This is a genomic window from Pseudomonas sp. T8 (genome assembly GCF_024610635.1).
GTDB lineage: Bacteria > Pseudomonadota > Gammaproteobacteria > Pseudomonadales > Pseudomonadaceae > Aquipseudomonas > Aquipseudomonas chlororaphis_I.
This window is the reverse complement of record NZ_CP102374.1, coordinates 4870881-4890942: the sequence shown is the minus strand read 5'-3', so window position 1 is coordinate 4890942 and position 20062 is coordinate 4870881. Positions and strand designations below refer to the sequence as shown.

Sequence of the window (20062 nt, the reverse complement as noted above, 5' to 3'; positions counted from 1 at the left end):
CTGATGTAACCGGGAATGAACAACCGCGTTGATTTATTGTGGCGGTCAAACAGTTGTTTGAAACATACGTTTACGCCCAAACCTTGTCAAGCACCACGCAAACACCGTTCGTCATCGATCCTCTGCAGGCCTTGCACGCCAAGGCCCACAGCGAATGCCGTGAAATATTCGGAAGCTAAATTGAGTGTAGGAACTGGCAGGCCAGCAAGACGGTAGAAGGGGATGTGCAGGGTGTTCTTGCGCGGGCCACCCTGCCCGCAAAAACGGCCAGGGCTACCGAGGGAGGGTCAAGCGTAGGTGTCGATCAGCGTACCGAGCACTTCATCGGCGGCCTTGGCGACTTTCACGCCCAGCTCCGCCTGGATCTTGCCCATGGACATCTCGACCATGTTGCTGGCCAGGTCCGATTGCTGGCTGCGGTCGACGGATCGTAAGCGCTCGACCTGGACTTCGGAAGACTGGCTGGTGACAGAACGTTCGATGGTCGTGCTGGCGATCTGGCTGGCCGCCTGATCGACACGGTTCTGCCCGGTCTGCACGGTACTCAGGCCGGCGTAGAAAGCGGTATTCCCGGAAATTTCCATGGGAGGACTCGACCCTGCAAGGAATGAACAGCGGCTATTGAAGCAGACGCGCCAGAAAAAGACCCGTCAAAAACACTAATGGCATAGTGCCTTATCATAGGCAAAATCTAGTCAAGCAGGTCCAGTTGCAGATGCTCGGCCACCGCTTCGGCGCTGATCGCCTTCAATCTCGGGACCCGACCCAGACAAGGAGCAGGCAGGCGCTCTGCCAGCGTGGCGAGGTTCTCCTCGAGCCGCGAAGTCTTCGGCTCGATGATGTTGGCCACCCAACCCGCCAGTTGCAAACCGTCCTGGGCAATCGCCTCGGCCGTCAGCAGGGCATGGTTGATACAGCCCAGGCGCACGCCCACCACCAGGATCACTGGCAGACCCAGGGCCATGGCCAGGTCGGACAGATTGTCCTGATCCGCCAGCGGCACTCGCCAGCCGCCGGCCCCTTCGATCAGGGTGAAGTCCGCGCCCTTGGCCAGCACCTGGCGCATCGGCGCCAGCAAGGCCTGCACAGTCAACGCCACGCCAGCCTCGCGGGCCGCCAGATGGGGAGCGATGGCCGGTTCGAAGGCCAGTGGATTGACTTCATCGTAGGTCAGCGGCAACGAGCACTCGGCCAGCAAGGCCAGCGCATCGGCGTTACGCAGCCCCTTGGGGGTCAGCTCGCAGCCCGAAGCCACCGGCTTCCCGGCCGCCGTGCTCAGCCCCGAGAGCCGCGCAGCATGCAGCAAGCCGGCGGCGACGGTGGTCTTGCCAACATCGGTGTCTGTTCCGGTAACGAAATAGGCTCGGCTCATAGCGGCTTCTCCAATACGGCGTAGACCACCTGGTAGGTCGCGGGCAATCCCTGCGCTTGACGGAACTGTTCGTAGGCGTCGATCAGGCCCTTGATCCGCGCCCGCCCTGTCAGCCCGCCGGGCCGTCCAGGGTTGAGGTTGTGCGCTCCCAGGGCCTTCAACTCATGGGTCAGGCTGCGCACATCAGGGTAGTGCAGCACATGCGGACGGGTTTCCAGGCTCAGCACCTGCAAGCCACTCGCCGCACACAGCTGTTGATACGTGCTGAACTCACGGAAGCGGTTGACATGCACCATGCCGTCGACCTGACGCCAACTGTCGCGCAATTCGTACAGCGTACCGACGCACAGGCTGGCAAAGGCCAGCACGCCGCCCGGCTTCAGCACTCGATGCGCCTCGCTGAGGACCGAACGGAAGTCCGCGCACCACTGCACTGCCAGGCTGGAGAAAATCAGTTCGCAACTCTGCCCCTGCAACGGCAAACGCTCGGCATCGCCGGCAATGAAATACTGCGCCCCGCCCAGCGGACGGGCGTGCTCGAGCATGCCTTCGGCGATGTCCAGCGCCAGCCCTTCGCTGGCCGGGAAGCGCTCGCCCAGCAGGCGGCTGAAATAACCGGTGCCGCAGCCCATGTCCAGCCAGCGGCCAGGCTCGCGACCTTGCGGCAGGCGGCTCAGCAACGCGTGACCGACATCGCGCTGCAGTTGCGCCACGCTGTCATAACTGGACGCCGCGCGGGAAAAGGAAGCCGCCACCTGGCGCTTGTCGGGCAAGCTGCCGGGGGGCTTGGGAAGGGACAGATCAGTCATCGCCGGACTCATGCAAAAAAGCCTGGATCGCCCCCGCCACACCGTGGGGATCCTCCAGAAGAAACGCGTGGCTGGCCTGTTCAATCAGACCAACTTCGACATCGGGCAACAACGCCAGCAATTCACCCGCGGCTTCGGCCGGCACCAGTCCGTCAAGCCCTGCAAACAGATGCAACTGCGGCCCACGAAACGCCTGCAGAGCATGGCGAGTGTCCAACTGCGCCAACAATTCCAGGCCAGCCATCAACACCGCGCCCGAGGTATGCGGCGCGCCGCCCGACAGCAGGCGCGACAGGCCGCGTGGATCTTCGGCGCCCTGGGCACAGAGCAAACTGAAGCGCTTGAGGGTGGTGCGCGGGTCGGCGTTGCAGCCGGCCAGAAACCCGTCGAAGGTCTCCCCCAGCATCGCACTCGCCCACTCAGCGTGAGCCACAAAACTGGGGTTGCTGGCCAGGGTCAACAAACCGCAACAGCGCTCGCCACGACGCGCCGCCAGCTCGGAAGCCAGCATGCCACCCAGCGACCAGCCACCGAGCCAGGCGTTGTCCGGCACGCTGGCGTCCAGTTCGTCGAGCCACTCATTCAGATCGCTGGACTCCAGCTCCGGCAACGGTTCGATCTCGACCCGCAGGTGTTCGTCCAGCCCCTGCAGAGCCGCCGCCAAGGGCTCCAGCGGCGATACGCCGAGACCCCAACCGGGCAGCAGAATCAGTCGATCACGCATGGCTTGGCTCCGGTCCTGGTTCGCTAAAACAATCCGCCAGTGCATTCAACAATAGCTGGACCTGAGCCTCACTGTGGGCGGCGGACAGGGTCACCCGCAGGCGGGCGCTCCCCGCGGGCACGGTCGGTGGACGAATCGCGGTGACCATCAGGCCGCGCTCGCGCAGCATTTGTGACAGGCGAATCGCCCGCGCGCTGTCGCCGATCAGGATCGGCTGGATCGGCGTGAAGCTGTCCATCAGGGTCAGCCCGATCTGCTCGGCGCCCTGGCGGAACTGGCGGATCAGCGTGTTCAGGTGCTCACGCCGCCAGTGCTCGCTGCGCAGCAACTCCAGGCTTTTCAGGGTGGCGCAGGCCAGGGCCGGCGGCTGGCTGGTGGTGTAGATATAAGGACGGGCGAACTGGATCAGGCTTTCGATCAGCTCCTCGCTGCCGGCGACAAAGGCGCCGGCGGTGCCGAACGCCTTGCCGAGGGTGCCCACCAGGACCGGCACATCGTCCTGGCTCAAACCGAAGTGCTCGACGATTCCTCCGCCGTTGGCCCCCAGCGGCCCGAACCCATGGGCGTCGTCGACCATCAACCAGGCACCCTTGGCCCGGGTTTCGCGAGCCAGGGCCGGCAGGTCGGCCAGGTCGCCGTCCATGCTGAACACGCCATCGGTGACCACCAGGGTATTGCCGGTGGCTTTCTCCAGGCGCTTGGCCAGGCTCTCGGCATCATTGTGCAAATAACGGTTGAAGCGCGCGCCGGAGAGCAGGCCGGCGTCCAGCAACGAAGCGTGGTTGAGGCGGTCTTCCAGCACCGTGTCGCCCTGCCCCACCAGCGCGGTGACTGCGCCGAGATTGGCCATGTAACCGGTGGTGAACAGCAGTGCTCGCGGGCGGCCGGTGAACTCGGCCAGGGCTTCTTCCAACTGGTGGTGGGGCGTGCTGTGGCCGATTACCAGGTGCGAGGCGCCACCGCCCACGCCCCAGCGGGACGCACCGGCGCGCCAGGCTTCGATCACTTGCGGATGATTGGCCAGCCCCAGGTAATCGTTGTTGCAGAACGCCAGCAATGGCTGGCCGTCGACCACCACTTGCGGCCCTTGCGGGCTTTCCAGCAGTGGGCGCTGACGGTAGAGGTTTTCGGCACGACGGGCAGCGAGACGCGCGCGGAGATCGAAAGACATGCTGGCCTCGCAGGCAAGAAAAGAAACATCATCCTTGTAGGAGCGAGGCTTGCCCGCGATCCAGACACCTCTGTGTCCCTGGCTCACGCGGTGAACCATTCGCGGGCAAGCCTCGCTCCTACAGAGGCAGCAGATCAGACGGCAGCGTTGTAGAACTGCTCGCTGCTCTTCTGCTCTACCAGCGCCTGCTCGATGGCGGCCTGGTGCACCTCGTCGGCGTGTTCTTCGCGGGCTTCCGGCTGGATGCCCAAGCGCGCGAACAGTTGCATGTCCTTGTCGGCCTGCGGGTTGGCGGTGGTCAGCAGCTTCTCGCCGTAGAAGATCGAGTTGGCGCCGGCGAAGAATGCCAGGGCCTGCATCTGCTCGTTCATCGCTTCGCGGCCGGCGGACAGGCGCACATGGGATTTCGGCATCAGGATGCGGGCCACGGCAAGCATGCGGATGAAGTCGAACGGGTCGACATCCTCGGAGTTTTCCAGCGGCGTGCCGGCCACTTTCACCAACATATTGATTGGCACCGATTCCGGGTGCTCCGGCAGGTTGGCCAGCTGGATCAGCAGGCCGGCGCGGTCATCGAGGGACTCGCCCATGCCGAGGATGCCGCCGGAGCAGATCTTCATCCCGGCATCGCGCACGTAGGCCAGGGTCTGCAGGCGCTCGCTGTAGGTACGGGTGGTGATGATGCTGCCGTAGAACTCCGGCGAGGTATCGAGGTTGTGGTTGTAGTAATCCAGGCCGGCCTTGGCCAGCGCTTCGGTCTGGTCCTGGTCCAGGCGACCGAGGGTCATGCAGGTTTCCAGGCCCATGGCTTTCACGCCCTTGACCATTTCCAGCACGTACGGCATGTCTTTGGCCGACGGGTGTTTCCAGGCCGCGCCCATGCAGAAACGGGTCGAACCTATGGCCTTGGCGCGCGCAGCCTCTTCGAGGACCTTCTGCACTTCCATCAGCTTTTCTTTTTCCAGGCCGGTGTTGTAGTGACCGGACTGCGGACAATATTTGCAATCTTCCGGGCAGGCGCCGGTCTTGATCGACAACAGGGTGGAAACCTGGACGCGGTTGGCGTCGAAATGCGCGCGGTGCACCGTCTGCGCCTGGAACAGCAAGTCATTGAACGGCTGGACGAAGAGGGCTTTGACTTCAGCCAAAGTCCAGTCATGACGCAGATTGGCGGTGGTGCTGGCGCTCATGGGCGATTCCTTGATTATGCTTGGCAAGCGGCGACGGGAAGGGAATACCCACAGCCGCGACACGGATGTTGGGCATATTTAAGGAAGCGTCATGCAGTGTCAACCACATTACCAAGGGCCGGTTTACATCTGGTTAAAAAACAAACAAACCTGTTTGCTCTGCGATGAGCCGACCGACACGCCCCAAGCCATTTGCACCGCCTGTGAAACCGAACTGCCGTGGCTCGGCGATCATTGCCAGGTCTGCGCCCTGCCCCTGCCCGCGGCCGGCCTGACCTGCGGCCAGTGCCTCAAGCGACCGCCGGCCTTTGCCCAGGTGGTGGCGCCCTGGCGTTATGGCTTTCCGGTCGACAGCCTGGTCAGCCGTTTCAAGCACAACGGCAAATGGCCCTTTGGCCGACTTTTGGCCGAACTTCTCGCGCAATCGCTGCAACATCGTTTCAGTGAGGACCTGCCACAGCCCGACGCCCTGCTGCCAGTGCCCCTGGCCCGCAAACGCCTGCGCCAACGCGGCTATAACCAGGCGGCGATGCTCGCGCGCTGGCTGGGCGAGATCCTGCAGATCCCCTGTGACGAAACCTCGTTGCTGCGCACCCAGGACACGCCATCGCAACAAGGCCTGGATGCCAGGGCGCGGCAACGCAACCTGCGTCACGCCTTCGCCCTGATGCCCGAGGCGGCGGTCCATGGCCGGCACCTGGCGCTGGTGGACGACGTACTCACCACCGGCGCGACCGCCCACGCCCTGGCGCGGCTGTTGCTCACGGCCGGGGCGCGGCGGGTCGATGTCTACTGCCTGGCACGCACGCCAAAACCTGGCGAGCCCGACTGAACTTGACTCTCGGCCCTCAAGCCGCAAACTCCCTTTCCATTCCCAGCGTTCAAAGCGTTCCGCCATGCCCTTGCCCACCTTGTTGACCCAGCACATCGCCCGTCGCCCGCAGCGCATCGCCCTGCTGCAGCACATCGCCGAACAGGGCTCGATCACCCGTGCCGCGAAAAGCGCCGGCCTGAGTTACAAGGCAGCCTGGGATGCCATCGATGAGTTGAACAACCTGGCGCAAAAACCCCTGGTCGAACGCAGTGTCGGCGGCAAAGGCGGCGGTGGCGCCAGGCTCTCCGCAGAGGGCGAGCGGGTGCTGCGTCTCTACCAGCGTTTGCAGGCCTTGCAGGCCCAGGTGCTGGAAGCCGCCGAAGACGCCGCCGACCTCGATCTGCTGGGGCGCCTGATGCTCCGGACCAGCGCCCGCAACCAGCTGCACGGCACGGTGCAGGCCGTCGAAGCGCAAGGGCGCAACGACCTGGTGCGCCTGGCGCTCGCGGAAGACCTGGTGATCCAGGCGCAAATCACCCATGACAGCACCCTGCATCTGGAACTGGAACCCGGCACCGGAGTAGTGGCCTTGATCAAGGCTGGTTGGCTGGAACTGCTGGCCATCGATCAGCCTGCAACACCCGGACACAATTGCCTGCAAGGCACCCTGGAAGCGATCCTTGACGCCGACGACGGCCCCAGCGAAATCAGAATCGTCCTGCCCAGCGGCCAGACCCTCTGCGCCCTGGCCGAACCGCTGCACCTGCGAAACCTTGGCTTGAGCGCCGGCAAGCCGGTGCGCGTGCAGTTCTCGCCATCCAATGTGCTGCTCGGCACGCCGCTGTAACCAACCAGACTGATCACCGCTCTGTAGCCGCTGCCGCAGGCTGCGATAAGGTCCGCAGGACCTTGACTGACTCAAGCTCCCTGCGAGCCTTCGGCTCGATCGCAGCCTTCGGCAACGGCTACACAAGCGGCGAAATGCTTTCGTCGCTGCAATATGTTCGTCATCGACGCTGATTAAGGTGGCTGCAAAATCCTGCAGGAAGCCTGTGATGAGCCTACTAGAAGAAGACCAACCTACCGACCTCGAAAAGATGGTCGGCCTCAGCCGCCGTGGTTTCATCAGCGCCGGTGCCCTGTGCGGCGCGGCCATGTTTCTCGGTGGCAACCTGCTGAGCCGCAGCGTGCTGGCCGCCAGCGTCAGCGCCGGTTCCAGCAAGCTGCTGGGCTTTGAAGGCATTGCCGCCGCCACCAGCGACACCATCACCCTGCCGCCGGGCTACAAGTCCTCGGTGCTGATCAGCTGGGGCCAGCCCCTGCAGAAGAACGGCCCGGCCTTCGACCCGAGCGGTAATGGCACCGCCGCGGCCCAGGAAGTGCAGTTCGGCGACAACAACGACGGTATGAGCCTGTTCGCCTTCCCGGACGACAAGAATCGCGCGCTGATGGCGATCAACAACGAATACACCAACTATCGCTACCTCTACCCCCACGGCGGCATGCCGCAGTCGGCGGAAGACGTGCGCAAGGCCCTGGCCAGCGAAGGCGTGTCGGTGATCGAAGTGCAGCGCCGCAGCGGCCAATGGCAGTTCGTCCAGGGTTCACGCTACAACCGGCGCATCCACGGCAACGCGCCGATTCGCCTGAGCGGCCCGGCCGCCGGCCACGCGCTGATGAAAACCAGCGCCGACAAGAGCGGCAGGAAAGTCCTCGGCACCTTCCAGAACTGCGCCAACGGCAAGACGCCATGGGGCACCTACCTGACCTGTGAAGAGAACTTCACCGACTGCTTCGGCAGCAGCAACGCCCAGCAGACCTTCGATGCCGCGCAGAAGCGTTATGGCGCTTCGGCGAGCAGCCGCGACATCAACTGGCATCAGTTCGACCCGCGCTTCGACCTGGCGAAAAACCCCAACGAGCTCAACCGTCATGGCTGGGTCGTGGAGATCGACCCGTTCGACCCGCAGTCCAAACCGATCAAGCGCACCGCCCTGGGCCGCTTCAAGCATGAAAACGCCGCCCTGGCCGAAACCCGCGACGGACGCGCCGTGGTCTACATGGGCGACGACGAGCGTGGTGAGTTCATCTACAAGTTCGTCAGCCGCGACCGCATCAACCACCGCAACCCCAAGGCCAACCGCGACCTGTTGGATCACGGCACCCTGTACGTGGCGATCTTCGACAATGGCGACGGCAACCCGGACCACCCGAAAGGCAAGGGCAGATGGGTCGAGCTGAGCCATGGCAAGAACGGCATCGACGCTAGCAGCGGTTTTGCCGACCAGGCCGAAGTGCTGATCCATGCCCGCCTGGCGGCCAGCGTGGTCAAGGCCACGCGCATGGACCGTCCGGAATGGATCGTGGTCAGCCCGAAAGACGGCCAGGTCTACTGCACCCTGACCAACAACTCCAAACGCGGTGAAGACGGCCAGCCAGTGGGCGGCCCGAACCCGCGGGAGAAAAACGTCTACGGGCAGATCCTGCGCTGGCAGACCGGCCGTGGCGACCACGGTTCGATGGACTTCACCTGGGACCTGTTCGTGGTCGCCGGCAACCCGGCCGTGCATGCCGGCCAGCCGAAAGGCGGTTCGTCGAACATCACCCCGCAGAACATGTTCAACAGCCCCGACGGCCTGGGTTTCGACAAGGCCGGCCGGTTGTGGATCCTCACCGACGGCGACTCCAGCAACGCCGGCGACTTCGCCGGCATGGGCAACAATCAGATGCTCTGCGCCGACCCGGACACCGGTGAGATCCGCCGCTTCATGGTCGGGCCGGTGGGTTGCGAAGTCACCGGCATCACCTTCTCGCCGGATCAGCGCAGCCTGTTCGTGGGCATCCAGCATCCGGGCGAGAACGGCGGTTCGACCTTCCCCGAGCACCTGCCCAACGGCAAGCCGCGTTCCTCGGTGATGGTGATCACCCGGGAAGACGGCGGCATCGTCGGCGCCTGATCCACCGCTTTGCGAGCAAGCTCGCTCCTGCACCGACCTGCAGGAGCGAGGCTTGCCCGCGATAGCGACCTCACAGTCACCACCTGTCATCCTTCGTGCGCTACCATGCTTGGCCGGACGCAGCAGCCTGCTGCGCGCAGGAGTCAGCATGTCTCACCCGTTCGAAACCCTTACCCCTGATCTAGTCCTCGATGCCGTCGAAAGCATCGGTTTTCTCAGCGACGCCCGTGTCCTGGCACTCAACAGTTACGAAAACCGTGTCTACCAGGTCGGCATCGAAGACGGCGAGCCGCTGATCGCCAAGTTCTACCGTCCGCAGCGCTGGACCAACGAGGCAATTCTCGAAGAGCACCGCTTCACCTTCGAACTCGCCGAATGCGAAGTACCGGTGGTGGCGCCGCTGATTCACCAGGGCGAAAGCCTGTTCGAGCATCAAGGCTTCCGCTTCACCCTGTTCCCGCGCCGTGGCGGCCGGGCTCCGGAACCCGGCAACCTCGACCAGTTGTATCGCCTGGGGCAATTGCTCGGCCGCCTGCATGCGGTCGGCGCCACCCGCCCGTTCGAGCATCGCGAAGCGCTGGGGGTGAAGAATTTCGGCCACGACTCGCTGACCACCCTGCTGGAAGGCGACTTCGTGCCCAAGAGCCTGCTGCCGGCCTATGAGTCGGTGGCCCGCGACCTGCTCAAGCGGGTGGAAGAGGTCTACCAGGCCACGCCGCACCAGAACATCCGCATGCATGGCGACTGCCATCCCGGCAACATGATGTGCCGCGACGAGGTGTTCCATATCGTCGATCTCGACGACTGCCGCATGGGCCCGGCGGTACAGGACCTGTGGATGATGCTCGCCGGCGATCGCCAGGAATGCCTGGGCCAGCTGTCGGAGCTGATGGATGGCTACAGCGAGTTCCACGACTTCGACCCGCGCGAACTGGCGCTGATCGAACCGCTGCGCGCCCTGCGCCTGATGCACTACAGCGCCTGGCTGGCGCGGCGCTGGGACGACCCGGCGTTCCCGCGCAGCTTCCCCTGGTTCGGCAGCGAGCGTTACTGGGGCGACCAGGTGCTGGCGTTGCGCGAACAACTTTCGGCGCTCAACGAAGAACCCTTGAAGCTGTTCTGACCCCAGCCTTTATCGGATCTGTAGGAGCGAGGCTTGCCCGCGATCAAGACACCGCGGTGCATCAGACCCACCGTGGCGAACCTATCGCGGGCAAGCCTCGCTCCTACAGACGCCGGATCGATCAGAAAAGCAGCTCATCGCGATTACGCTGACAAAGACACAGCCTGATAAACCTCCTTACAATCACTGCCTTTGTTAGCTGCCTAAGCAAGGATTCTGCATGCAAGCCGCCAACCCGCGTCGCGGGTACATCCTGGGCCTGAGTGCCTACATCATCTGGGGCCTGTTCCCGATCTACTTCAAAGCCATCGCCAACGTGCCCGCTGTGGAAATCATCATCCACCGGGTGCTCTGGTCCGCGCTGTTCGGCGCGTTGCTGCTGATGGTCTGGAAGCATCCCGGCTGGTGGCGCGAGTTGCGGGACAACCCCAAGCGCCTGGCAATCCTGGCCCTGAGCGGCACCCTGATCGCGGCCAACTGGCTGACCTATGTCTGGTCGGTGAATAACGGGCGCATGCTCGAGGCCAGCCTGGGTTACTACATCAACCCGCTGGTGAACGTGCTGCTGGGCATGCTGATCCTCGGTGAGCGGCTGCGGCGCTTGCAGTGGCTGGCGGTGGGCCTGGCGACGGTCGGCGTGGCGCAGCAGGTGTGGCAGGTCGGCAGCCTGCCCTGGGTCTCGCTGGTGCTGGCGCTGACCTTCGGTTTCTACGGGCTGATCCGCAAGCAGGCACCGGTCAAGGCACTGCCGGGGCTGGTGGTGGAAACCTGGATGCTGGTGCCGATCGCCCTCGCCTGGCTCTTGTTCAACCCCACCGCGACCAGTGCCCAGGCGGCCTTCTGGACCAGCTCCGAAGCCTGGTGGCTGGTGGCGGCCGGTCCCGTCACCCTGGTGCCGCTGGTGTGCTTCAACGCCGCCGCCCGTCACCTGCCCTACACCACCCTGGGCTTCTTGCAGTACCTGGCGCCGACCCTGGTGCTGCTGCAGGCGGTACTGCTGTTCGGCGAACACCTGTCGTCGAGCACCCTGGTGGCGTTCATGTTTATCTGGGCCGGCCTGGCGGTGTACAGCGTGGATGCCTGGTTGAGCCTGCGCAAACGCAGCTGATCAATAAACGTACAAACCTCTACAGGCCACGGTTGGCGTGGCCTGCATCTATCCTTCCCAAGGTTATCCACAGCGTGATCCCCGCCGTTTGTGCACAAGCCCTTGAAACTGCTGGTTTTTTGATCAGATCTTGGAAAGCCGCGGCCGGCTTGGGCCAGAGGCGAGTCTCTACAGGTTATCCACAGGCGCATGCACGCTAAAACTGGATAACCTGCCCTTTCGGTTCACACCTCGCTGCGCAGCACCAACTCCACCATCAAATCATCCGCCAGGGTTTCCAGGCGCGACTGCAGGACATCGAGGGACAAGGTCAGCGGCACCGCCAGGATCGCTTCGGCGTGGAACAGCGGCTCGCTGCTCATGGGCGCCGGGCGCACTTCGGTCACCAGTCGCTCCAGATTCACCCCCTGCTCGCTCAACAGGCGGGTGATGTCGCGCACGATGCCCGGCCGGTCGTTGCCCACCAACTCCATGGAGATCGGCTTCCAGGTGCAGGACTGTTCGATACCGCTTTCGGCGATCAGCACCCGAATGCCCTGGGCCGCCAAGCCCTGCAAGGCGTCCACCAGCTCGTCGTAGGCCTCCGCCGGCACACCGACCCGCAGGATGCCGGCGAACTGCCCCGCCATGCGCGACATGCGGCTCTCCAGCCAGTTACCGCCGTGCGCGGCGATGCATTGGGCGATGCGCTCGACCTGTCCGGGCTTGTCCGGGGCGAATACGGTGAGTACGAGGTGGTCCATGGCGCAACCCTCTGTCAGGACTTTTGTTATAGAAAATCAAGTATAGGCAAGGCTCGTCCTGCCGCTTCCCTTGCGCCTACAGGCAAGGCGCAAAGCATGAAAACAGCGCGCTGCCGCTGCCGGAATATAAATCGTGTACAACTCCTTAGATTTATATGGAACAATTCAATAGTTTTTTGAGAACATCCTGTTCCCCAGCGTGACCGCTCCGCGAACTTGGGTCGCGGAACGACGTATTTAGTCTAATTTTCACAACCGCAATTCATCATGTAGTATGCCGCAGCGCGCACTACATAACGTTGGATCGATGTCTGCCAAGGCGCAGTCGCAACCCTGAAAGCCCTGTCAGCAAGGCTTCAAGCCGTTGATTGGAACCATCCCAGCCGCCCGCGATGGCATGTACTGGTAGAGGGGTTTGTGGTTTAAATGGCCAGAGGCTTCATTGTTAATTTGAAGAGCTGAAAAGCGAAATAGCTGAGCAGAGTGAGGCAAGCAATGACTGAACACGTTCAAGTCGGTGGCCTGCAGGTCGCCAAAGTCCTGTTCGACTTCGTGAACAACGAAGCCATTCCCGGTACCGGCCTCACCGCCGACAAGTTCTGGGCCGGCGCCGACAAGGTCATCCACGACCTGGCGCCGAAGAACAAAGCCCTACTCGCCAAACGCGACGATTTCCAGGCGCGTATCGATGCCTGGCACCAATCCCGTAGAGCTCCTGAGAAAGCCCAGGCCCACGACCCGATCGCCTACAAAGCCTTCCTGCAAGACATCGGTTATCTGCTGCCAGAAGCGGCGGACTTCCAGGCCACGACGCAAAACGTCGATGACGAGATCGCCCGCACGGCCGGTCCGCAGCTGGTGGTCCCGGTGATGAATGCCCGTTTTGCCCTCAACGCCTCCAACGCCCGCTGGGGCTCGCTGTACGACGCGCTTTATGGCACCGACGCCATCAGCGAAGCCGACGGCGCGGAAAAAGGCAAAGGCTACAACAAGGTGCGCGGCGACAAGGTCATCGCCTTCGCCCGCGCCTTCCTCGACGAGGCCGCGCCATTGGCTGCCGGCTCCCATGTCGACTCCACCGGCTACAAGATCGTCGACGGCAAGCTGGTGGTCGCCCTCAAGGGTGGCAGCAACAGCGGCCTGCGCGACGACGCCCAGCTGATCGGCTACCACGGCGATGCCGCGGCCCCGACCGCGGTCCTGCTGAAACACAACGGCCTGCATTTCGAGATCCAGATCGACGCCAGCAGCCCGGTCGGCCAGACCGACGCCGCCGGCGTAAAAGACGTGCTGATGGAAGCGGCCCTGACCACCATCATGGACTGCGAAGACTCGGTCGCCGCCGTCGACGCCGACGACAAGGTGGTGATCTACCGCAACTGGCTCGGACTGATGAAGGGCGACCTGGCCGAAGAAGTGGCCAAGGGCGGCCAGACCTTCACCCGCACCATGAACGCCGACCGCGAATACACCGCGCCCAACGGCGGCAGTGTGAAGCTGCACGGTCGTTCGCTGCTGTTCGTGCGTAACGTCGGCCACCTGATGACTATCGACGCGATCCTCGACAGCCAAGGCAACGAAGTGCCGGAAGGCATCCTCGACGGCCTGGTCACCAGCCTCGCAGCGATCCACAACCTCAACGGCAACACCTCGCGCACCAACAGCCGCACCGGCTCGGTGTACATCGTGAAGCCGAAGATGCACGGTCCGGAAGAAGCCGCGTTCACCAACGAGCTGTTCGGGCGCATCGAAGACGTGCTGGAACTGCCGCGCAACACCCTGAAAGTCGGGATCATGGATGAGGAGCGCCGCACCACGGTCAACCTCAAGGCCTGCATCAAGGCCGCCAGCGAGCGCGTGGTGTTCATCAATACCGGCTTCCTCGACCGCACCGGCGACGAAATCCACACCTCCATGGAAGCCGGCGCCGTGGTGCGCAAGGCCGAGATGAAGGCCGCCAAGTGGATCGGCGCCTACGAGAACTGGAACGTCGATATCGGCCTGAGCACCGGCCTGCAAGGTCGCGCGCAGATCGGCAAAGGCATGTGGGCCATGCCGGACCTGATGGCCGCCATGCTCGAACAGAAAATCGCTCACCCGCTGGCCGGCGCCAACACCGCCTGGGTACCTTCGCCCACCGCCGCGGCCCTGCACGCCCTGCACTACCACAAGGTCGACGTGTTCGCCCGCCAGGCCGAGCTGGCCAAGCGCGCCCGCGCTTCGGTGGACGACATCCTGACCATTCCGCTGGCCAGCAACACCAACTGGTCGGCCGAAGAGATCAAGAACGAACTGGACAACAACGCCCAGGGCATTCTCGGCTACGTGGTGCGCTGGATCGACCAGGGCGTCGGCTGCTCCAAGGTGCCGGACATCAACGATGTCGGCCTGATGGAAGACCGCGCTACCCTGCGCATCTCCAGCCAGCACATCGCCAACTGGCTGCGCCATGGCGTCGTCACCGAAGCCCAGGTCATGGAAAGCCTCAAGCGCATGGCGCCCGTGGTGGACCGGCAGAACGCCGGCGACACCCTGTACCGTCCGCTGGCCCCGAACTTCGACAGCAACATCGCCTTCCAGGCGGCGGTCGAACTGGTGATCGAAGGCACCAAGCAGCCGAACGGCTACACCGAGCCGGTACTGCATCGTCGTCGTCGCGAGTTCAAGGCCCGCAACGGCCTGTGATCCTGCGTTAACGCGGTAAAAGAAAAAGCCCTGGTCGCACGATCAGGGCTTTTTTGTTTGGGGCCGAGGCAGCTATCGCGAGCAAGCTCGCTCCTACAGGGGACGTGGGGCACATACTTAGCGCACCACCCCCAGCTCATGCTTGACCAGCGCCAGCAGCTTGCCGGTGTCGATCGGCTTGAGCAGGAAATCCACCACGCTCAGGTGCATGGCCGCGATGGCGTCACGCACATCGGCATCCCCGGAAATGATAATGATCGGCAGCGCCGCCCGCTCCGACTCTCGCACCTGGCGGATCAGGTCCAGGCCGTTGCAGGGGGCCATGCGCAGATCGGTGATCAGCAGTCCGATCGACTTGTTCGAGTTCAACAGTTCAAGTGCGGCCTTGCCACTGGCTGCGGTCATGCAGCGAATGCCATCCAGCCCCAGAATTTCCGACAGCAACTCACGGGCATCCTTGTCATCGTCGGCAATCAACACGCGCTGGGGCGGCAGATCAGGCTCGAGCATCACGGCGTTCAGCGCCTCGCGCTCGGCATCACTCAAAATATCGTGGTCGGACATGGCGTTCTCTACATATTCAAATCGATCCCCTAGCACAGTGGTCAGACATCGCTAAGCAGGCCTCCAATGTGCACTTCGTCGGATTTTTTTCCAAGAGGCCGGATAAGTACTTTTTTCACGGTTTTGACACCTGCTTGAAGCGAATTAACAGGTGCAGACCCGCTACCTAGACTTACGTCCAATGGGCACCCGGCAGCGTGGGACCGACCATGACCCAAGACCCGACCACAACAAATCCAAAAAGACTGCGGTAATGGTTATGAGTAAAGCGGATGCCTTCACCCAGGCAGGGAAAACCGCGGTGTTGCAGAACATCCACGGCACGATGCAGTTTCTCCAGCGGTTCCCCCCTTTCAATCAGATGGAAAATGCTCACCTGGCGTACCTGGTCGAGCAATGCCAACTGCGTTTCTACGGCCCCGGCGAGAGCATCATCAAACCCGCCGACGGACCGGTCGAACACTTCTATATCGTCAAGCAGGGCCGGGTGGTCGGCGAGCGCCAGCACGCGCTCAAGGGCGGTACCGAAACCACTTTCGAGATCACCGCCGGCGAGTGTTTCCCCCTCGCCGCGCTGCTGGGCGAGCGCGCCACCCGCACCGAACACCTGGCGGCCGAGGACACCTTCTGCCTGCAATTGAACAAGCCGGCCTTCATCAAGCTGTTCGCCCTCTGCGCGGTGTTTCGCGATTTCGCCCTGCGTGGTGTCAGCAGCCTGCTGGACCAGGTCAACCAGCAGGTCCAGCAAAAGGCCGTGGAAACCCTCGGCACCCAGTACTCCCTCAACACCCGGCTGGGCGAACTGGCGATGCGCCACCCGGTGACCTGCAGCCCATCCACCCCGCTGCGCGAAGCCGTGAGCCTGATGCACGAGCAGCAGGTCGGCAGCATCGTGGTGGTGGATGCACACAAGGCACCGCTCGGTATCTTCACCCTGCGCGACCTGCGCCAGGTGGTGGCCGACGGCACCAGCGACTTCAACCAGGACATCGAACGGCACATGACCCAGGCACCGTTCGCCCTGTCGCCGGACCACAGCGCATTCGACGCCGCCATCGCCATGACCGAGCGGCACATCGCCCACGTCTGCCTGGTAAAAGAGCAGCGCCTGTGCGGCGTGGTTTCCGAGCGCGACCTGTTTTCCCTGCAACGGGTCGACCTGGTGCACCTGGCGCGGACCATCCGCAACGCGCCACGCATCGACAACCTGGTGGCGATCCGCGGCGAGATCGGCCAGCTGGTGGAGCGCATGCTGGCCCATGGCGCGTCCTCGACCCAGATCACCCACATCATCACCCTGCTCAACGACCACACGGTGTGCCGGGTCATCGAACTGACCCTGGCCGACAAGGGCGACCCGGGCGTGCCGTTCAGTTGGCTGTGTTTCGGCAGCGAAGGCCGGCGCGAGCAGACCCTGCACACCGACCAGGACAACGGCATCCTGTTCGAAGCCCGCGATGCGGCCCATGCGGCACAGATCCGCGGCAAGCTGCTGCCCCTGGCGCAGCAGATCAACCAGAGCCTGGCGCTGTGCGGCTTCACCCTGTGCAAGGGCAACATCATGGCCGGCAACCCCGAGCTGTGCCTGTCCCGCGCCGAGTGGGCACGGCGCTTCGCCGCCTTCATCCGGGAGGCCACGCCGGAGAACCTGCTGGGTTCGAGCATCTATTTCGACCTGCGGGTAGTCTGGGGCGACGAGCAAGGCTGTGCCCAACTGCGCCGTGGCATCCTCGACCAGGTCGGCGACAACCGCCTGTTCCAGCGCATGATGGCCGAGAACGCGCTGCGCCAGCGCCCGCCGGTAGGGCGTTTCCGTGAATTCGTCCTGGCCAGGAAGAACGGCGAAAAAGCCACCCTCGACCTCAAGGTCCAGGGCCTCACCCCCTTCGTCGACGGTGCCCGCCTGCTGGCCCTGGCCAATGGCATCGACGCCAACAACACCCTGGAGCGCTTGCGCCAGCTGGTGGCCAGGGAAGTCATCGAAACCCTCGACGGCGCCGCGTATGAAGAGGCCTATCACTTCATCCAGCAGACCCGCATGCAACAGCACCAATTGCAGACCCGGCAGAACCTGCCCTACTCCAACCGCGTCGACCCGGACAGCCTCAACCACCTGGACCGGCGCATCCTGCGCGAGTCACTGCGCCAGGCCCAGCGCCTGCAAAGCAGCCTGGCGCTGAGGTACCAGCTATGAGCCTGTTCGCCTGGTTGCGCCCGGCCAGCGCGGCACTCAGCGCCGAACAGCAACAACGCCGCGAGCGCCTGCCTGTTGCCCCACCGCTGGGCGAATGCAGCCTGCGCGAACAGCGCTGGGTGGTGCTGGACCTGGAAACCACCGGGCTCAACCTCAACCGCGACCAGGTGCTGTCCATTGGCGCGGTGGTGATCGAAGACGGCGCTATCGACTTCGGCCAGCAGTTCGAACGCACCTTGCAGCGTACCGATCACAAACTCAGCCCCAGCGTGCTGATTCACGGCCTCGGGCCCAGCGCAATCGCCGCTGGCAGCGACCCGGTTGAAGCCTTGCTGGATTTCATGGAGTTTGTTGGCGACAGCCCGCTGCTGGCCTTCCATGCGCCGTTCGACCAGCACATGCTCGGCCGGGCCCTGAAGGACAGCCTGGGTTATCGCCTGCAGCATCCGTTCCTCGACGTCGCCGAGATGGCCCCGCTGCTCTGCCCCCAGGCGCATATCCGCGAAGCCGGGCTGGATGACTGGATGGGCTACTTCAAGCTGCAGGCCGGCGAGCGCCACCACGCCGCTGCCGACGCCCTGGCCACCGCCGAGCTGGCGCTGATCCTGTTCAGCCGCGCCCGCCAGCAGCAGATCCATAGTCCGCTGAACCTGCAACAGCGGCTCAGCCAATGGAAGCGCCGCCAGCAAACCCACTCCTTCTGATCTGTAGCCGCTGCCGAGCGCCAGCGAGGCTGCGATCGAGCGCGTAGCGCTCGCCATCCAGACAGCGCGTTCCGCCTGACAGACTGCAAACTCAGGCTTTGCGGCCACTGCGTCGGAATGCCGCCCAGACCGATCGCAGCCTCGCTGGCGCTCGGCAGCGGCTACAGGGATCCGATAAATCGCAGCCGACCAGCGCCCATTGCGCGGCTCTTTGCGCCCTGCCACAATCGCGAATAATTCTCGTTAGTTTCAACTTCTCGATTGGGATACCCAGGTGTTGTCAGCCCAAAGCCCCCACAGTGACCTCGTTGGCGCGTTGTATCGCGACCATCGCGGCTGGCTGCTGGCCTGGCTGCGACGCAACGTGGCCTGCCCGCAACGGGCCGAGGACCTGAGCCAGGACACCTTCGTCCGCCTGCTGGGCCGCGACGAACTGAAAGCCCCGCGCGAGCCGCGGGCGTTCCTGGTGGCCATCGCCAAGGGCCTGCTGTTCGACTACTTCCGCCGCGCCGCGCTGGAACAGGCCTACCTCACCGAACTGATGCTGATCCCGGAAGAGGAACAACCCTCCCCGGAAGAACAGCAATCGATCCTCGAAGACCTCAAGGCCATCGACCGCCTGCTGGGCAAGCTGTCGAGCAAGGCTCGCGCCGCCTTCCTCTATAACCGCCTCGACGGCCTCGGCCACGCGGAAATCGCCGAACGCCTCGGTGTGTCCGTGCCGCGGGTCAGGCAGTACCTGGCCCAGGGCATTCGCCAGTGCTACATCGCCCTGTACGGTGAGCCGCTATGAGCCCGCTCAACGCCAAGCCGGTGTCCGCCCGGGTGCTGGACGCGGCGATTGCCTGGCAGCTGTCGCTGGACTCCGGCGAAGGCAACCCGATGGCCCGCGAAGAATTCGCCAAATGGCATGCCGCCGATGAAGAACACGCCCGCGCCTGGCGCCAGCTGGGCATGCTCGACCAGCGTTTCAGCGTCGCCAGCGGCCCGGCCCGCAGCGCCCTGCTGCAATCGCGGGACAGCCTCCGCCGCCGCGTGCGCAAGCTCGGCAGCGGGCTGGCCAGCGTCGCCCTGCTGCTGGGCCTGGCCCTGTTCGCCGGCGAACGTTACGGCCAGCTGGATTACTGGTTCGCCGACCAGCGCACCGCCACCGGCGAGCAACGCACCCTGCGCCTGGCCGACGGCACGCTGATCAACCTCAATACCCACAGCGCCGTGGATGTGCGTTTCGACGAAAAACAGCGGCGCATCGTGTTGCAGGCAGGCGAGATCCTGGTCGAAACCGGCCACAACGATGCCCGGCCCTTTATCGTCGAGACCCGCGAGGGCCATATGCGCGCGCTGGGTACACGGTTCCTGGTCAAGCGCGAGGAACAGGGCACCCGCCTGAGCGTGCTGCAATCGGCCGTGGCCGCGCGGCCGGAGTCCGGCCAGGACGAACAGATCCTCAAGGAGGGCCAGCAGGTGCTGATGCGCCGCGACGGCCTCGGCCCGCTGCTGGCCCTGAGCCCCGGTGCCGACGCCTGGACCCGCGGCATGCTGGTGGTGGACAACGCGCGCCTGGCGGACCTGGTCAGCGAGCTGGGGCGCTATCGCCGTGGCCATCTGGGAGTGGCCGACGAGGTGGCCGACCTGCGCATCACCGGCAGCTTCCCGCTGCACGACACCGACCTGGCCCTGAGCGCGTTGCTGCCCACCCTGCCCGTGGCCATCGAGCGACACACACCCTGGTGGGTCACCCTGGTGGCGCGGGCCGAGGGTAGAGACAAACCATAACCCTGCGGTGTCGGTGCGGTTTTTATCGCGAGCAAGCTCGCTCCTACAGGGTGGCGCCGTTCCTGTAGGAGCGAGCTTGCTCGCGAAAACGCCTGCCCAACCTGAAATACCCCCCTTATTTTCGTAAA

At 64.0% G+C, this 20062-nt stretch carries 18 protein-coding genes; 10 read left to right on the top strand and 8 right to left on the bottom strand.

Going from position 1 to position 20062, the window contains the following annotated elements:
* Window positions 1-287: 287 nt before the first annotated feature.
* The 6 genes from NRG23_RS22025 to bioB form a co-directional block, all read right to left on the bottom strand.
* Window positions 288-584: a hypothetical protein gene (locus NRG23_RS22025; RefSeq protein ID WP_009051193.1), complete on the bottom strand. Its 297-nt coding sequence runs from the start codon at window positions 582-584 to the stop codon at window positions 288-290.
* 107 nt (window positions 585-691) lie between these two features.
* Window positions 692-1372 (bottom strand): dethiobiotin synthase, encoded by a 681-nt coding sequence (gene bioD / locus NRG23_RS22020; RefSeq protein ID WP_124302209.1) that lies wholly within the window; start codon window positions 1370-1372, stop codon window positions 692-694.
* Complete coding sequence (gene bioC / locus NRG23_RS22015) at window positions 1369-2181, bottom strand: malonyl-ACP O-methyltransferase BioC (protein ID WP_038636318.1); 813 nt, start codon at window positions 2179-2181, stop codon at window positions 1369-1371. Before bioC ends, bioD begins: the two co-directional genes overlap by 4 nt.
* Window positions 2174-2905: an alpha/beta fold hydrolase gene (locus tag NRG23_RS22010; protein WP_041984820.1), complete on the bottom strand. Its 732-nt coding sequence runs from the start codon at window positions 2903-2905 to the stop codon at window positions 2174-2176. The genes bioC and NRG23_RS22010 overlap by 8 nt, the downstream gene beginning before the upstream one ends.
* Window positions 2898-4076, bottom strand: a complete 1179-nt coding sequence (gene bioF / locus NRG23_RS22005) for an 8-amino-7-oxononanoate synthase (protein ID WP_101283755.1) — start codon at window positions 4074-4076, stop codon at window positions 2898-2900. The genes NRG23_RS22010 and bioF overlap by 8 nt, the downstream gene beginning before the upstream one ends.
* 134 nt (window positions 4077-4210) lie before the next feature.
* On the bottom strand, window positions 4211-5266 hold the full coding sequence (bioB, locus tag NRG23_RS22000; RefSeq protein WP_007926062.1) for a biotin synthase BioB: 1056 nt from the start codon (window positions 5264-5266) through the stop codon (window positions 4211-4213).
* Between the two features lie 91 nt (window positions 5267-5357).
* On the opposite strand from bioB, the gene NRG23_RS21995 reads away from it, so the two are divergent.
* The 5 genes from NRG23_RS21995 (at window position 5358) to rarD (ending at window position 11268) form a co-directional block, all read left to right on the top strand.
* Complete coding sequence (locus tag NRG23_RS21995) at window positions 5358-6098, top strand: ComF family protein (protein ID WP_124314429.1); 741 nt, start codon at window positions 5358-5360, stop codon at window positions 6096-6098.
* Between the two features lie 64 nt (window positions 6099-6162).
* A complete protein-coding gene (locus NRG23_RS21990) occupies window positions 6163-6927 on the top strand; it encodes a TOBE domain-containing protein (RefSeq protein WP_009051199.1) in 765 nt (254 codons plus the stop codon).
* A gap of 208 nt (window positions 6928-7135) precedes the next feature.
* Window positions 7136-9037, top strand: a complete 1902-nt coding sequence (locus NRG23_RS21985; protein ID WP_009051200.1) for a PhoX family phosphatase — start codon at window positions 7136-7138, stop codon at window positions 9035-9037.
* A 148-nt stretch (window positions 9038-9185) separates the two neighbouring features.
* Window positions 9186-10160: a serine/threonine protein kinase gene (locus NRG23_RS21980; RefSeq protein WP_009051201.1), complete on the top strand. Its 975-nt coding sequence runs from the start codon at window positions 9186-9188 to the stop codon at window positions 10158-10160.
* A 220-nt stretch (window positions 10161-10380) separates the two neighbouring features.
* On the top strand, window positions 10381-11268 hold the full coding sequence (rarD, locus tag NRG23_RS21975) for an EamA family transporter RarD (RefSeq protein ID WP_038636302.1): 888 nt from the start codon (window positions 10381-10383) through the stop codon (window positions 11266-11268).
* Between the two features lie 224 nt (window positions 11269-11492).
* On the opposite strand, the gene NRG23_RS21970 is transcribed toward rarD, so the two are convergent.
* Complete coding sequence (locus NRG23_RS21970) at window positions 11493-12011, bottom strand: glycine cleavage system protein R (protein ID WP_009051203.1); 519 nt, start codon at window positions 12009-12011, stop codon at window positions 11493-11495.
* Between the two features lie 495 nt (window positions 12012-12506).
* On the opposite strand from NRG23_RS21970, the gene NRG23_RS21965 reads away from it, so the two are divergent.
* Complete coding sequence (locus NRG23_RS21965; RefSeq protein WP_009051204.1) at window positions 12507-14696, top strand: malate synthase G; 2190 nt, start codon at window positions 12507-12509, stop codon at window positions 14694-14696.
* 117 nt (window positions 14697-14813) lie between these two features.
* Here the strand turns inward: NRG23_RS21965 and NRG23_RS21960 are convergent, their stop codons facing one another.
* Window positions 14814-15260, bottom strand: coding sequence for a response regulator (locus tag NRG23_RS21960; RefSeq protein ID WP_009045922.1), 447 nt, complete (start codon window positions 15258-15260; stop codon window positions 14814-14816).
* A gap of 253 nt (window positions 15261-15513) precedes the next feature.
* Between NRG23_RS21960 and NRG23_RS21955 the strand changes: the two genes are divergently transcribed.
* The 4 genes from NRG23_RS21955 to NRG23_RS21940 all read left to right on the top strand — a co-directional run bounded on the left by NRG23_RS21955 (window position 15514) and on the right by NRG23_RS21940 (window position 19934).
* Window positions 15514-17454: a putative nucleotidyltransferase substrate binding domain-containing protein gene (locus NRG23_RS21955; protein WP_053270090.1), complete on the top strand. Its 1941-nt coding sequence runs from the start codon at window positions 15514-15516 to the stop codon at window positions 17452-17454.
* Window positions 17451-18158, top strand: a complete 708-nt coding sequence (locus NRG23_RS21950) for a PolC-type DNA polymerase III (protein ID WP_009051206.1) — start codon at window positions 17451-17453, stop codon at window positions 18156-18158. The genes NRG23_RS21955 and NRG23_RS21950 overlap by 4 nt, the downstream gene beginning before the upstream one ends.
* A 274-nt stretch (window positions 18159-18432) precedes the next feature.
* On the top strand, window positions 18433-18951 hold the full coding sequence (locus NRG23_RS21945; RefSeq protein ID WP_257372050.1) for an RNA polymerase sigma factor: 519 nt from the start codon (window positions 18433-18435) through the stop codon (window positions 18949-18951).
* The gene (locus NRG23_RS21940; protein WP_150086013.1) at window positions 18948-19934 is read left to right on the top strand and encodes a FecR domain-containing protein; all 987 of its coding nucleotides are present in this window, start codon (window positions 18948-18950) and stop codon (window positions 19932-19934) included. The genes NRG23_RS21945 and NRG23_RS21940 overlap by 4 nt, the downstream gene beginning before the upstream one ends.
* Window positions 19935-20062 lie beyond the last annotated feature (128 nt).

Bases quoted from the DNA above. Each gene is read 5' to 3' on its own strand.
- NRG23_RS21990 (WP_009051199.1), top strand. From the start codon at position 6,163: ATGCCCTTGCCCACCTTGTTGACCCAGCACATCGCCCGTCGCCCGCAG.
- NRG23_RS22025 (WP_009051193.1), bottom strand. From the start codon at position 584: ATGGAAATTTCCGGGAATACCGCTTTCTACGCCGGCCTGAGTACCGTG.
- NRG23_RS21980 (WP_009051201.1), top strand. From the start codon at position 9,186: ATGTCTCACCCGTTCGAAACCCTTACCCCTGATCTAGTCCTCGATGCC.
- bioD (WP_124302209.1), bottom strand. From the start codon at position 1,372: ATGAGCCGAGCCTATTTCGTTACCGGAACAGACACCGATGTTGGCAAG.
- bioC (WP_038636318.1), bottom strand. From the start codon at position 2,181: ATGACTGATCTGTCCCTTCCCAAGCCCCCCGGCAGCTTGCCCGACAAG.
- NRG23_RS21940 (WP_150086013.1), top strand. From the start codon at position 18,948: ATGAGCCCGCTCAACGCCAAGCCGGTGTCCGCCCGGGTGCTGGACGCG.
- NRG23_RS21985 (WP_009051200.1), top strand. From the start codon at position 7,136: ATGAGCCTACTAGAAGAAGACCAACCTACCGACCTCGAAAAGATGGTC.
- NRG23_RS21950 (WP_009051206.1), top strand. From the start codon at position 17,451: ATGAGCCTGTTCGCCTGGTTGCGCCCGGCCAGCGCGGCACTCAGCGCC.
- bioB (WP_007926062.1), bottom strand. From the start codon at position 5,266: ATGAGCGCCAGCACCACCGCCAATCTGCGTCATGACTGGACTTTGGCT.
- NRG23_RS21955 (WP_053270090.1), top strand. From the start codon at position 15,514: ATGGTTATGAGTAAAGCGGATGCCTTCACCCAGGCAGGGAAAACCGCG.
- rarD (WP_038636302.1), top strand. From the start codon at position 10,381: ATGCAAGCCGCCAACCCGCGTCGCGGGTACATCCTGGGCCTGAGTGCC.
- NRG23_RS22010 (WP_041984820.1), bottom strand. From the start codon at position 2,905: ATGCGTGATCGACTGATTCTGCTGCCCGGTTGGGGTCTCGGCGTATCG.
- bioF (WP_101283755.1), bottom strand. From the start codon at position 4,076: ATGTCTTTCGATCTCCGCGCGCGTCTCGCTGCCCGTCGTGCCGAAAAC.
- NRG23_RS21970 (WP_009051203.1), bottom strand. From the start codon at position 12,011: ATGGACCACCTCGTACTCACCGTATTCGCCCCGGACAAGCCCGGACAG.
- NRG23_RS21995 (WP_124314429.1), top strand. From the start codon at position 5,358: ATGCAGTGTCAACCACATTACCAAGGGCCGGTTTACATCTGGTTAAAA.
- NRG23_RS21965 (WP_009051204.1), top strand. From the start codon at position 12,507: ATGACTGAACACGTTCAAGTCGGTGGCCTGCAGGTCGCCAAAGTCCTG.
- NRG23_RS21960 (WP_009045922.1), bottom strand. From the start codon at position 15,260: ATGTCCGACCACGATATTTTGAGTGATGCCGAGCGCGAGGCGCTGAAC.